10 protein-coding genes are annotated in these 13,561 nt (G+C 41.0%); 9 read left to right on the top strand and 1 reads right to left on the bottom strand.

What is annotated here, in order from left to right:
• Positions 1–45 precede the first annotated feature (45 nt).
• The gene (locus tag F612_RS12605; protein ID WP_019557702.1) at positions 46–1,185 is read left to right on the top strand and encodes an efflux RND transporter periplasmic adaptor subunit; all 1,140 of its coding nucleotides are present in this window, start codon (positions 46–48) and stop codon (positions 1,183–1,185) included.
• Positions 1,185–4,526, top strand: coding sequence for an efflux RND transporter permease subunit (locus tag F612_RS0110355; protein WP_019557703.1), 3,342 nt, complete (start codon positions 1,185–1,187; stop codon positions 4,524–4,526). The genes F612_RS12605 and F612_RS0110355 overlap by 1 nt, the downstream gene beginning before the upstream one ends.
• A 219-nt stretch (positions 4,527–4,745) precedes the next feature.
• Here the strand turns inward: F612_RS0110355 and F612_RS0110360 are convergent, their stop codons facing one another.
• On the bottom strand, positions 4,746–5,789 hold the full coding sequence (locus F612_RS0110360) for an O-antigen ligase family protein (RefSeq protein WP_157760540.1): 1,044 nt from the start codon (positions 5,787–5,789) through the stop codon (positions 4,746–4,748).
• An 870-nt stretch (positions 5,790–6,659) separates the two neighbouring features.
• Here F612_RS0110360 and F612_RS0110365 point away from each other — a divergent pair.
• The 7 genes from F612_RS0110365 (at position 6,660) to F612_RS0110395 (ending at position 13,557) form a co-directional block, all read left to right on the top strand.
• On the top strand, positions 6,660–6,854 hold the full coding sequence (locus F612_RS0110365; protein ID WP_019557705.1) for a hypothetical protein: 195 nt from the start codon (positions 6,660–6,662) through the stop codon (positions 6,852–6,854).
• Between the two features lie 3 nt (positions 6,855–6,857).
• Positions 6,858–7,367: a hypothetical protein gene (locus F612_RS0110370; RefSeq protein ID WP_019557706.1), complete on the top strand. Its 510-nt coding sequence runs from the start codon at positions 6,858–6,860 to the stop codon at positions 7,365–7,367.
• Positions 7,368–7,452: 85 nt separating this feature from the next.
• On the top strand, positions 7,453–8,337 hold the full coding sequence (cpaB, locus tag F612_RS0110375; protein WP_019557707.1) for a Flp pilus assembly protein CpaB: 885 nt from the start codon (positions 7,453–7,455) through the stop codon (positions 8,335–8,337).
• A 47-nt stretch (positions 8,338–8,384) separates the two neighbouring features.
• Positions 8,385–9,938, top strand: a complete 1,554-nt coding sequence (locus F612_RS0110380) for a type II and III secretion system protein family protein (RefSeq protein ID WP_019557708.1) — start codon at positions 8,385–8,387, stop codon at positions 9,936–9,938.
• Positions 9,938–11,203, top strand: coding sequence for an AAA family ATPase (locus F612_RS0110385; protein ID WP_019557709.1), 1,266 nt, complete (start codon positions 9,938–9,940; stop codon positions 11,201–11,203). Before F612_RS0110380 ends, F612_RS0110385 begins: the two co-directional genes overlap by 1 nt.
• Positions 11,204–12,616, top strand: a complete 1,413-nt coding sequence (locus tag F612_RS0110390) for a CpaF family protein (protein WP_019557710.1) — start codon at positions 11,204–11,206, stop codon at positions 12,614–12,616. It begins immediately after the preceding gene.
• A complete protein-coding gene (locus F612_RS0110395; protein WP_019557711.1) occupies positions 12,616–13,557 on the top strand; it encodes a type II secretion system F family protein in 942 nt (313 codons plus the stop codon). The genes F612_RS0110390 and F612_RS0110395 overlap by 1 nt, the downstream gene beginning before the upstream one ends.
• Positions 13,558–13,561: the final 4 nt, after the last annotated feature.

Here is a 13,561-nt window from a genome sequence, read left to right on the forward strand (position 1 = left end):
TTTTCAGACCTTTCAAAACAAATTTAAAGAAATAAAGGACTTATTATGAGACAGATGTCTAAGATACTGACCGCATCAGTGCTGGTTACGATATTTGGTTTAACAGGCTGTACGCAAGAGTCAGAACATTCTGAGGTGAGTGCTGTGCAGACATATAAAGTGCATGTGCAGACTGTAGAATTAGGTGAGGTTGAGTTGATGGCCGTTGTACCTGGCGCCATTGTTCCTGAACAAAAGGCACAGATTTCTTCACGTTTAATCGGTTATATAAAAGGTTTAGAAGTTAAGGTCGGGCAAACAGTGAAGCGGGGGCAGTTATTGTTTAGTATCGATTCAGCGGACATTAACAGTCAAATCGTTCAGGCAAATGCCGGGTATCAACAAGCGATTGCAGGGTTAAAAGATGCAACATTGGATTACAATCGTTTTACGCAGCTTTACAAGGAAAAGTCCGTCTCTAAACAGCAGTATGACAAAATTCGTTTACAGTACAGTATTGCCCAACAGAGTGTCGCAGCGGCTAAGTCTGCTTTAAATCAGGCAAAAGAACAACTTAATTACGCAAATGTTAAAGCGCCTTTTGAGGGAGTTATTGTAGATAAAATGGCCGTTGCAGGAGATTTAGCTTCTCCCGGTAAGCCAATAGTTGTGATTGAAAATACAGCCTCTTTAATCGTGCAAACGGAAGTGGCTGGTGATTTATTCGCGGTGATTAAAATGGGCGATGAAGCGACTGTTTTAGTTGAAGGACAGTCGGGACCTTTAGTTGGAACCATCTATACTTTGGTGAGCTCCGCAAACCCCAAAACTCGTACACACACCGTTAAATTAAGCTTGCCAGTGATAAATGATGTAAATAGTGGAACCTTTGCACGGGTTAGTTTTAAGCGTGGCGTTCGGCACACAATGATGGTTTCAAAAACAGCCGTCGTCAATAGAGCGGGAATTGAGGGGGTTTTTGTCAACAGAAGTGGTAAAGCCTTTTTTCATATGGTACGTACAGGTCTTGAGGTCGGAGATAAGGTCGAAATTCAAGCGGGTTTAGCATTAGGTGATCAAATTATTGTGGATAATAATCAACGCATATTAAACGGTGACAGAGTGGATATTATCGGACAAAAAGATCAAGTTGAACCAGAAGCAGTCATCAGCGATGCCATTGCGATAACTGTCAAAGGGGCGTGATGATGTCTGAAAATAAAAATTCTGAGCATCAGGTGATTGAGCCTAAGATGAATATGGCAGGTAAGATCGCCACAGCCTTTATTCACTCTAAAATTACCATGATGATTGTCATTGCCATTACCTTAGCGGGCATGATGGCGTTCTTGATCACTCCTCGCGAATATAATCCACAAATTGTCGTACCAGCTGCGAATATTATTGTGCATAAGGGGGGAGCGACGCCAGAAGAAGTTGAAAATATGGTGGTTAAGCCATTAGAAACCATTTTAAGTGCGTTGCCAGGCGTGGATCACACCTTTGGTTATGCTGGAAATGATTTTGGTGTGGTGACGGTTCAATTTGAGGTTGGCGAGAATCAGGTAGACAGCTTGGTTAAAGTGTACAACCAGCTAATGCAAAATATGGACAAAATGCCACCTGATACTCAACCGCCGATTGTGAAACCGATCAATGTGGATGATGTGCCCATTATGACCTTGGCGGTTACATCAAAGGAGTTGTCAGGTTATGACCTGCGCGATGTTTCGCTTAAGTTAGTTGAGAATCTGCGAAATATTCCAGGGGTCTCTTTCACCGATGTTGTAGGGGGCCAAAAGCGAGCGGTAAATGTTTGGTTGGATGCTCAGAAGATCTCGTTAACAGGCATGTCACTAGATGATATTAGTGAGATGTTATTAGGCAGTAACGTTTCAACACCTGTTGGTTCGATGATCAATAATAACCAAAATCAACTGATTCGAGTGAATGGTTTCTTAGGGAGTGCTAAAGATGTCGGCGATATTATTATTAGCTTGGATAAAGACCGCCCGATTTACCTGAAAGACATCGCTAAAATTGTTGATGGTCCTCAAGAAACCGATGTCTATACGCGTATCGGCTTCGGTCCCTCGGCAACACTTTCCTCTAGGGGTGAACAGGCAGCGGTAACGATTACCATTGCAAAGCAACCTGGAACAAATGCCGTGGATGTGGCTAACCTCGTCGTTGATAAGTTAGAAGCACTAAAGAAAAGTGTTTTGCCAAGTAATGTCGATGTGGTGGTCACGCGCAACGATGGCGAAAAAGCCAATGCTGCAGTGAATTTATTGATGGAGCATTTAGGAATTGCTGTCGCCTCGGTCGTTGTCATTATGGTTCTCTTTTTAGGATGGCGTGAAGCAGGGATTGTGACTTTAACGGTTCCATTAATATTATTCGTTGTGTTATTTGTCGGAATGCTGGTCGATCAGACAATCAACCGTATTACTTTATTTGCACTTATCTTATCGTTGGGGTTGCTGGTGGATGCCGCCATTGTTGTCATCGAGAATATTCACCGGCATATCCATAATGGCTTTGACCCTGATAAATTTGATGAAGTCATTATTAAAGCAACCAACGAAATCGGCAATCCGACCAATGTCGCGACGATTGCCGTTATCTTAGCATTCATTCCGATGTTGTTTGTTACTGGGATGATGGGACCATTTATGGCACCAATTCCCTTTAACGTGCCAGTCGCCATGATTGCTTCATTATTGGTCGCTTACATGTTGGTACCGTACATGGCTTACCGTTTTTTAGGTAAAAAAGCCATTAAGGAGATGCAGGAAAGGGAGAGTCAAGACGCGCATCATGTCGAAAAAGAAGACTGGATGCAAAGATTGTATGTGACTTCGATTACCCCCTTAATCGACAGCCGTACTAAACGTAACCTCTTTTTAGGTGTCGTTTTGATTGCCTTAATAGGGTCCATGTTACAACCAGCATTGCAGTTTATGCGTGGTGATGACATGAATGGGCCTCTGCACTCTGCAGGGGTTGAAGTTAAAATGTTGCCTTATGATAATACCAGTACTTTTCTCGTTCAAGTAGACATGCCTGAGGGGACAGCACTAGAAGCAACGGATCGAGTGGTTCGTCTTGTGGGTGAGCGATTATCTTTGACTCAAAATGTCACGGATTATAGTGTTTATTTAGGGATGCATGCACCGATCGATTTTGCGGGCTTGGTACGTGGTGATTTAATTAAACAAGGCGCTAATTTTGCTCAGATTCGTGTGAATCTAGTCGACAAACATCATCGTAATGTATCTTCGCATGACATTGTTATGAACTTGGATTCTGAATTGGCAGAGCTTAGAAAAGTCTTTCCAACCGCGAATATTAAACTGTATGAAACACCTCCTGGTCCACCCGTGACTACTCAAATTATGGCGGAATTATATGGGCCTGATTATGATAAATTACGTGAAGCCGCGTTGGAGGTTGGAAAGTCTTTTAATCAAATCTACGGTCTGATTAACGTTGATGATTCGGTAACGTCTGACACTGAAACGTTTGAAGTCAATATCGATCGCGAACAAGCTAACTTGTTAGGCGTGGCACCTGCTCAGGTCGCCAAGATGTTGCGAGATTATATCAATGGTTATGAATTGGGTTATATGCATTTAAACAATGTTCGTGAACCTGTGAATATCATTGTACGTCTACCGCGTTCAGCAAGAACCGTTGCGGAGCAATTATTGTCTTTGCGAGTTCAGTCACGTAGCGGTGAATCCGTTCCGCTTTCATCCGTTGCTGATATCGAAAAAGTGATGCATGCAAAACCCATATTGGCAAGAGATCAGCATAAAATGGTCATGATTGGCGGCGAACTGCTGAAATCCAGTCCTGTTTATGCTGTGCTGTCATTGGATAAAATGTTAGATGGCGTGAAATTACCTGAAACAGGTGTGACATTCCATACTGCGAACCTAGGGTTTGTTGCGGCGACACCTGATGATGTAATGGATTACACGATTCTTTGGGGTGGCGAAATGCGTCTGACATTAGACGTGTTCCGTGATATGGGCAGTGCGTTTATTGTCGCGTTAATCTTTATCTATCTAATCCTGGTAGGATATTACAAGTCATTCATGATACCCACGATTGTAATGGGAGCGATTCCTTTGACGATGATTGGGGTTTTCCCTGGTCACTGGTTAACCGATCAAGCCTTTACCGCGACATCCATGATTGGAGTCATCGCTCTCGCAGGGATAGTGGTGCGTAACTCATTGCTATTAATTGACTTCATATTAGAATATGAAAAAGAAGGTCGATCACTCAAGGAGTCCGTTATTGAAGCGGGTAAAGTACGTTTCCGTCCGATTCTATTGACCGCCTTAGCCATTATGTTCGGTTCAATGATTATGGTTACAGATCCAGTATTCGGAGGGTTGGCGGTCGCGCTTATCTTCGGAACGCTCTCTTCTACAGTACTCACATTGCTGGTAATTCCATCGCTTTATTATATTTGGCGCTGGCATGGTGGTGTTAAACAGCAAGAAGAGGCCGCGGCGGCTTTAGTCAAGAGTTAATTCTTATTCAGTTTGATCGTATAAAAGCCAAGCTCATCTTGGCTTTTTTTATGCCCGTAAGAAACCCGGCGGCAAAAAAAATGACCTAGTCTGATTAAGCCTTGTTGTGAATTAATATTACCAGACTATTTTCAGTTAGTTGAATATTGATGCAAGCGTTTTGGAAAGAACGCTGGGGTCTTAAGTATTGTATTCACTCAAGTTTGCAAGGACTGTCTTTTATAAAATAGTGCCCTGAGACCAAAAGCGGGGGTGAAGGTAGGAAGAGCCAGTGGCTTCAAAGCTCGTTTGAAGCCAGTTTGTTAGGTTGCTTAGTTCAGGATAGAGCCCATAAATAAAAACAACTAATGTCAGTAGAATGACAGCCAGGAAAAAGATCGGTTTAGAATGTGTCGTTATTTTTGTATTCATTTGCATGTAAAGCCCATACATCCAACCAATAATGATGATTAAAGTGAGTTGACTTAATGGCATGACCCATACACCACTGACTAACGCATGGAAGTTTGCTGTGATAAAAGCAGATGTTAAAGCGCTATACAAAATAGTTGATTTAGGATGCGTATTTATTTGTGCAGTGCCAAAACGAATCCATTTAATAAAACCATACAGGGTAATGGCCACTACTAAAATCGTCGCGATCACTCCCCATTCCGCAAGGAGTTGCAGAACAATATTGTGTGGGTGAGCAGCGATTTCATTTTGATCGAGTTGTGCAAATTGCATGGGACCTATGCCAATCCACGGGTTTAAGGACGTTAATTGCAGTGCTGACAGCCAAAGACTGAATCGACCCGAGGAAGAGCTGTCAATTAAATGTTGGTTGGCAAGTATGAAGGTATCAGTGGAAAGGTAAATCATAAATATAACAAGGGCATAAAGCATGATGCCACTGGCCAGTACCGATAGGTTTAGTTTCCACCATGCTTTACGATGGGATTTAAATAAAATTCCTGTTAGGAGAACCCCCAAAATTGTAGCGAGTACCACCCCGCGGCCAGAAGAAAAAAGTATATTCATCCACATAAATGCAGCAAGAAATAGGGTGATGTAGAAAATTTTAACGGAGTATTTTTGGTAATAAATAGCCGTTCCAATAATAATTGGCAGAACCATTCCTTGCCATTGATTCCCAAATCGAGGGTTAATAAACCCCGTGAACAATCCCGCAAAACTTGGCTCCAAAGCGCCTTGCAGCATCATAATAAATTGACTGATAAAGACCCCAAAGTGCAGTGAAATGGCAAAAACAAAAGCCGCCATTAACCATTCACTTGCTGTTATGGGGCTCTTAATGACAACAGACGCAATGTAGAGCGAGGATAAAAAAAGCAGCAGTAGCAGGCTAATGTCCAGAAAGGAATGTCTTGGTGACTCAGAAAATATGGCCGACAGAATGCCGATAAGAAAAAAAATAGATATAGCCCACCTAGAAGCAGTGGGAATGGTTTTAAGTGTCGTATATAGGGCATTGCGAACATCACTGAGCAGTAGAGTGCAAATGCCTACTAACACAATGATGAATATCTGAAAAAGACGTTTTTCATCATAGCGGTTAAATTCATCTAAAAAATGAATATTGGGGCTAAGTGACCATATCAGCAGAATAACAATAAAGGGTAAATAAAAAAGGTTAGTAGTACTAATTTTCATATTGAAATTGGCTAATCGTAGTTAATTTAAGATGGATGATACATGAGTGTTGAGTGTTTTATACACTATAAAACGAATTGAAACGTTGAAGGGAATATCTTAGAAGTTCAAGGCTCATTATTTATATATGACACTCCAAAAAACGAGTCTTTGTGTTAATAGAAGAGTTTTTTTAGGGGGCGGTCTAAGGAAGTGTTCTGGCGAATGTGTGTCATTTATACACAAATTTTTAAATAAAATAAATATTAGTATTTTCTTATATAAATTAAATATATGTATGGAATTATAAAACAATATCCTTTAATATCAATATGTTAAATGTGTATTTATCATGCTTTAAAAGGTTAGAAGTTTTACTGATCCCCTAATCAAAAGATTTGTTTATGAAACCTCATAAATTCTATTGTAGTTAAGTTCTTTATCGCATTAAATACATTCAAGCCAAATGGCACATCAATAAACCTAAATGAGGATTTTCCCATGTTAAATGAAGCGAAAGTACAAAAACTGATTAAAGCTAAACAGGTTAAGAAACAGCAAGGTGCATCCATGATTGAGTACGCTTTAGTGGTTGCTGGAGTTGTAGCGATCGGATTTGTGTTATTTGGGGGAGCAACAGGTGGAACAGTTGGTTCAGCAATTTCAGCAAAAGTCACTGCAGCAATTGGCACTTAATTGATGCAGGAGAGTAGACTTAAATTAAAGTCTCAACATGGGGCTGTGATGATTGAAACAGCCTATGTACTCCCCTTAGTATTAGGCGTAATGTTATTTATAGTTGAGCTAGTGGCTTATGCATTAAATAGCTTTGCCGTAAATGATGTGCTAACGGATATGCATACCAGCATATTGAGTGAAGTTTCAGCCGTGAGCAGTTTAGATGCCGGGGGCGTGTTGGGATTTACACCGCTTTATGCATCTTGCGTTGCGAATCAAGTCGTTTTGCCCGAGGGTAATAATGCTGCGATTGCTCAGATAGTAAAGAGCAGTTTAGCGACTAAAAATATTACTTTTTTAAACAGTAAGCCCGCCACTGCAACAATTACAAAGAATGTGGTTTCAGGATTTAATGTGTATATCATTAATTTTACAGGTGTCGCGAACTCTTTGGTATTACCAGAGTTTTTTGAAGTGCTGTTGCCCATTAATGTCAATACCATTGTCAGCATAAAAGACAGTTGTGTATGACCGTATGTCGACCCCTTTTATTTAGTATTTCTTTCAAATAATAGCTTTTTTCGAAGTTATTTCCTCCAAATAAAATGAGTATTTTATGAAAATTCAACGCAGTGATGTCGTGCTGTATGGCGTCGCTTTTCTATCAGCCATACTCGCAATTGGATTAGTTTATGGCTATGTCGAGAATCGAGTCGCGGAGGCAGAGAGTAAAACTGAAGTTAAAACCGTAACTGTCATTGAAAAGCCAGATTTACGTTCGGTCATGGTGGCAAGCCGTGATATTTACCGCGGTGAAAAAATCGAAGTGGATGACGTTAAAGTTTTAATGGTGCCCGTTGAAGGAGTACTAGCAACAGGGGTTCTAACACAACCTAAAGCCGCAATTGGACATGTTGCCAAACAGGATATGTATGCTGGCGAGTGGTTGATGGATCAAAAGATTGGATTTCAGGACGTCAAAGTAAGCGGTGTTGAGGCATTACTTGAAAAAGGCATGCGCGCCATGCGTATTTCCGTTTCAGCTGAAACCGGTTTGTTAGGCATGCTAAATCCGAACGATCATGTTGATGTGATCAGTGTGTTTGAAAGCACAGACGGTAAACGCATGATTAGTCGCACGATTCTACAAAATATTGAGGTACTCTCTATTGGCCAGACTAACCGCATGGGGCAAATGAGTCAGGAAGTCGTGCAAGACTCTCAAAAAAATCAACAAGGTGAAGCTTTTGTTAAAGCCTCTATGGTGGCTCTTAATGTCAATATGCGACAAGCCGAAAAGTTAGCCTTGGCGCTGAATATAGGTGCTTTCCACCTTATTCTACGTGGGCCAGCAGATGTGGAGTTGATTGAAACCGATGGTGTGAATGTCAAAGTGATGGAGCGCAGTAAACAGCGCCCACCTATCTATAAAGCCAAAAAAGATCGCGATGTCATACAGATAATGCAAGGTGGCCGCGTTCAAGAAGTGAGAACAAGATGAATTTTTTTCAAAATACAATAGTAGATAAGGTACCGCAGGCGACTCTTATGAATAAGAAAGCATTGATATTAGGTTTGACATTGATCGGAGTGTCTTTAGGTGCTCAGGCAGAACTCGCTAAAACCTATAACTTGACAGAAACAGATAGTCAGATTATTAAGTTCGATAAAGGCTTAAAAAGAGCTTTAATTGCCAATCCCGAATTGGCAACTGTAAAAGTCTTAAGTAAAAATGAGCTGTTAGTAACAGGTAAAGAAGCCGGCAGAACGCAGCTCATTATCACCTATCGAGACTCACCAAATATTGACCATAAGGTGGTCTTGAATGTAGCTCCAGATCAGTCGCGCCGTGAAGAGATCGAACAAACATTAGCGCAATTGCTGAAAGGCTTAAACCCGCAAGGTACGGTTAAGTTTGAACTCAAAAATATTTGGATCAATGCGGAAGGCGCTATTCGACGTGAAGTCGATCAAATTGGTAATCAGATAGATGGAGACGCTAATCTCAAACAATCAGCCCGTCAAGATAAACAAATGCTGCAGAGTGAGAGTTCAGTAGGAAGCTTAAGTTCGCAACCATTGGCGGGGAATTATCTGGTGTTGTTATCAGGTGAAGTACAGAATAAAGCGCAAAAAAAGCGTATTAACTCGGTCATCTCTGCATTAGGTTTAAGTGTCATAAATATGATTAATGTGACCGGTCCTCAACAGATCAAATTATCGGTTCGTGTTGCAGAGGTTGTCAAAGGTAATCCATTTAGAAGTGGTTTTGCAGCACGAGATAAAACGGATCAATATGGCATTTTTCCGCCAGGAAATTTAGGTTCGACTGCAAACTTTTTATTGAATGTTGCGAGTGTCGCGCCAGGAACAGGTGCTGCTATTAATTTTCCACATGCAGATGGCTTTCAATTAGGGATAAATCCTCTAAACAGTAATTTGTTTGGGGTACTCTCTATTTTAGAAGGCAATCATCTGGCACGTATTTTAGCGAAGCCTGAGTTGATTGTTCAATCAGGTGAAACCGCTGAATTTCTTGTGGGAGGAGAAGTGCCCATTCCAGTTGCTCAAAATGCCCAGACGATTACCGTTTCTTATAAAGAGTTTGGTGTACGTTTACGTTTTAGTCCTATTATTACCGAGTCAGGCGAAATTCAAATGACGGTTGCACCAGAAATCAGTAGTATCGACGAAAGTTCCGGCTCTCAGACGGGTTCTATTGTTGTACCCGGGTTCCGTTCACGTAAAGCGACCACCACGGTCACTCTCGCTGCAGGGCAAAGTTTTGTCATCGGCGGACTGATTCAAGATAACTTCCGTAGTTCCGTCTCTAAAATCCCCCTCCTAGGGGATATTCCGATCATTGGTACTTTATTCCGTTCAACCAGTTATGAAAAGGATCAGTCAGAGTTAGCGATTTTAGTTACCCCTACCTTTGTTGATCCCATTGAACCAACATCAAAAATCACGCTTCCAGGAGAAAATATAGATCGACCAAGCGCTGCTGAGGGATTCTTTAGCGGGAAGTTGGCTAAGTTGTTACCTCCTGGGGAGAGCGCGCTTCCTGAACTGTCTGTTCAGATCGGATTGGAGAAGCCTTAATGCGTGCAGGATTATCGACAAGCTCTATTGCCTTGAAACAAGCGCTTTATTTTGGGTCGGATGCGGACTTACAAGAAGCCGTACGTGTGTCCATTTTATCTAAATATGTGATGGAAGCTCAGGAGGAGATTCCACATGTATGGTCGGATAATGTGAGTTTGGTTTTATTAGAACATAATGGTGAAGCGCAAACCACGCTGCAAAGAATTAATGAAGTGCTGACCTTGGCAAAAGGGGTTTTGATTTACGTTTTGCTAAAAGATAAAGATGCCGATTTTATTATTGAAGCAAGTCATCAAGGTGTTCAAGGGTTTATTGAGTGTCCTAATGAAGTGTTTCATATTCTCTCTATCTTGCATATGCAAGACCGCAGACAAAAAGGCAAAAATGGGAATGTCTCTTCTTTATTCAGCTTAAAAGGGGGGGTAGGTTGCACTGCTTTAGCCACTAATATCGCTTCCCATCTGAATGATTTGACTGAAGGGCGTACAGTATTGGTGGATTTAAATATGCCTTTAGGTGACACGGCACTTTATTTAAATATGGAATCCAAACATCTATACACCCTGACGGATTTTGTCTATAACCTTAATCGTTTCGATGAAAATTTAATTTATAAATCATTAAGTCGCCATGAGTCGGGTTTATATGTGTTGTCTTTACCAGGAGAGGTTGGGGAGTTAGACAATCTTAATGGTGAACTCATTAAAACTATTATTCAGTCTTTACGACGTTATTATGATCATGTTGTGATTGACTGCGCGAGTGATTTGTCAGACTTAACCTTAAGCTGTTTAGATGAGTCGGACAGTATTGTATTAGTGGCGGAACCTTCCTTATCCTCTTTACGCGCGGTGAATACCGCTATTCAGATTAGTCAGAAACTTGGTTATATCAAAGAATCCCTTAAACTCATTGTAAATCGAAGCACCAGTGGATGTGATGAAATGCTTGAAGAGGTGATTGATTCATTAAATATTGAGACTGTTGCACGAGTTGATAATGACTATTTAGGATTCAATGAATCCTTAAGAGAAGGGCAATTACTCAAAGAATACAAGCCGGAATCGAATGTAAACAGTCAGTTGTTGAATATTGCCAATATGCTGCATAACGGCAGCGTGCAGTTAGAGGTGGTAAAGTTGAAAGCACGAAAATCAAATAGGTTTGATTTTTTCAATACGTTGTTTAAGTCTAAAAAGTCTGAAGTGAAGCCTTCACCCTCTTCTGTCTCTGACGTGGACCAGAAGGCTGTGGTGTCTTAAATGAGTATTCGCGATCGATTAAGACAAGTAGAACAAAAGCACCAAGCCACGACTGCTTTAGATATATCTGAATCTGTTAAGAAAGTGATTGCTCCGAGTGCACGGACGGCGTTAAACGAATCGAGCATGGCACAAGATATTACTTTTCAGGAAATTAAAGGTCGCTGTCAAAAGAAGGCCGCCGAAGATGAGGCCTTTTATGAAGCAGATAGCAAAGAAACACGTCAAGAATTAAGACCCCGTTTAGAGATATTGGTACGTGAAATTGCGAGCGATATGGGGTATCCCTTATCAGAAATTGAAGTACGTCAATTGGGGGTAGAATTACTGGATGAAATATATGGTTTAGGCCCGATTGAACCTCTCCTCGCAGACCCAACTGTCTCAGATATACTCATCAATGGCTATGACAATATTTATGTGGAGCGTGCTGGTCAACTTGAATTGACGGATGTGCGTTTTATCAGTGAAGAACATTTGCGTAATAAAGTCGATAGAATGCTTTATTCCACTGGGCGTCGAGTGGATGAATCTTCACCTTTAGTGGATTCACGTTTACCCGATGGATCACGAATCAATATTATTATTCCTCCCTTATCCGTTGATGGCATTAGTGTCTCTATTCGACGTTTCCCAGAACAACATTTACGCGCAAAAGATTTGATTGCTTATGGGACCATGACAGAGCAGATGTTTCAATTTTTAGATTATGCTGTAAAAGCGGGCTTGAATATACTGGTCTGCGGCGGTACAGGGTCAGGGAAAACCACTACTCTCAATATGCTTTCGGGGTTGATTCCAGAAAATGAACGGACGGTCACTATTGAAGACAGTGCCGAACTCAGAATGCAACAAGCCCATGTAGTACGTTTAGAAACTCGTCCACCCAATGCAGAAGGCATTGGTGAAGTTACACAACGTGAGCTTTTGAAAAATGCCTTGCGTATGCGTCCTGACAGAATCGTATTAGGTGAGGTGCGTGGTGGTGAAGTTTTGGATATGTTGCAGGCTATGAATACGGGGCACGACGGTTCACTTGCCACCTTACATGCCAACAGTCCACGCGATAGCATTTCACGATTGGAATTAATGATTAATTTAAGTGGTGTGGACATACCCGCTGCCTCTATTCGTAAACAGATTGCGAGTGCAATTGATCTGATTATTTATGTTAACCGTGGTAAAGATGGTCACCGACGAGTTGAATCCATTACCGAGGTGGTCGGTGTTGAAGAAGAAAACATCGTGTTGCAAGAAATTTATGTTTTTGAACATAAATTAGATAAAAGATCTGGCAGCATAAAAGGCGTTTTTAGAGCAACAGGGTTACGTCCAGGGTGCGGTAAAAAATGTGAAGCTGTTGGTTACAGCTTGCCATCTGAACTGTTTAACTTTAGTCAGGAAGTGAACTAATGGATTTAGGGTTTTTTATTGTTGCATTCGCCATTATGTTGCCTTTTGCCATCCTCAGTTTTGTGGTGTCTTTAAAAAAACAACAGCAAAAACAGCTAGCGGTGCGCCGTTTAATGTCGCGTATTGGTCTCAATAATCTTGAACAAAAAACAATTCAAGATCATTTGATGCAGCAAAAAGAGAAAAGTTGGTTTATCTGGTTTATCAGTAAATTCAAAAAAGCAGGATTAAATAATAAACATGCCATTATCAAGGTGGTTACTGCTCAAGCAATCTTACTGTTTATGAGCGCTTTTATTCTTTCGACAAAATTTAATGTCTTAAATGATAAGTTGATTTTACTCAGCATTATCTTGCCCCTCTTACCCAGTGCTTTTGTCTATTTTAAAATTCGTCAGCGCCAGACTGCTTTACGTCAACAATTTCCAGAAATGTTAGATTCCATTGTCCGTTCGTTACAATCTGGTTACGGGATCGATGGTGCGCTGGCTGCTGTCGGTGAGGATATGCAGGGGGCTTTGGCGCAAGAAATGAAAGAGGTGAATAAGCAGTTGACGATCGGGATAAGTATGCGCGATGTCTTGCGAGAATTTCAGCGTCGTGTTGATTTACCAGAAGCTCAATTTTTTGTCATCACCCTGATTATCCAACGTGAAACAGGTGGGCAACTTTCGCTGATTTTAGGTGAATTAGCTAAATTAATGCGTAGAAGAGTCAGCTTTCAAGCAAAAATCAAAACACTCACTGCTGAGTCTCGCTTTACGGCTTGGTTTATTGGTGGGGCTCCCATTGTTTATGTTGTTTATAAATATTTCTTTGATAAAGAATCTATGCAATTTTTTCTATATGACCCAACGGGATTCAAGTTATTTGTCGTTTCGCTGATATTGATATTTACCGGCACACTGATTTTAAGACAGATGCTGAAAATGAGGTTTTAAAGAA

Source organism: Thiomicrorhabdus arctica DSM 13458 (genome assembly GCF_000381085.1).
Taxonomy (GTDB): Bacteria; Pseudomonadota; Gammaproteobacteria; order Thiomicrospirales; family Thiomicrospiraceae; genus Thiomicrorhabdus; species Thiomicrorhabdus arctica.

Coding starts and splice junctions, on each gene's coding strand:
- F612_RS12605 (WP_019557702.1), top strand. CDS start 46: ATGAGACAGATGTCTAAGATACTGACCGCATCAGTGCTGGTTACGATA.
- F612_RS0110355 (WP_019557703.1), top strand. CDS start 1,185: ATGATGTCTGAAAATAAAAATTCTGAGCATCAGGTGATTGAGCCTAAG.
- F612_RS0110360 (WP_157760540.1), bottom strand. CDS start 5,789: ATGGCGGCTTTTGTTTTTGCCATTTCACTGCACTTTGGGGTCTTTATC.
- F612_RS0110365 (WP_019557705.1), top strand. CDS start 6,660: ATGTTAAATGAAGCGAAAGTACAAAAACTGATTAAAGCTAAACAGGTT.
- F612_RS0110370 (WP_019557706.1), top strand. CDS start 6,858: ATGCAGGAGAGTAGACTTAAATTAAAGTCTCAACATGGGGCTGTGATG.
- cpaB (WP_019557707.1), top strand. CDS start 7,453: ATGAAAATTCAACGCAGTGATGTCGTGCTGTATGGCGTCGCTTTTCTA.
- F612_RS0110380 (WP_019557708.1), top strand. CDS start 8,385: ATGAATAAGAAAGCATTGATATTAGGTTTGACATTGATCGGAGTGTCT.
- F612_RS0110385 (WP_019557709.1), top strand. CDS start 9,938: ATGCGTGCAGGATTATCGACAAGCTCTATTGCCTTGAAACAAGCGCTT.
- F612_RS0110390 (WP_019557710.1), top strand. CDS start 11,204: ATGAGTATTCGCGATCGATTAAGACAAGTAGAACAAAAGCACCAAGCC.
- F612_RS0110395 (WP_019557711.1), top strand. CDS start 12,616: ATGGATTTAGGGTTTTTTATTGTTGCATTCGCCATTATGTTGCCTTTT.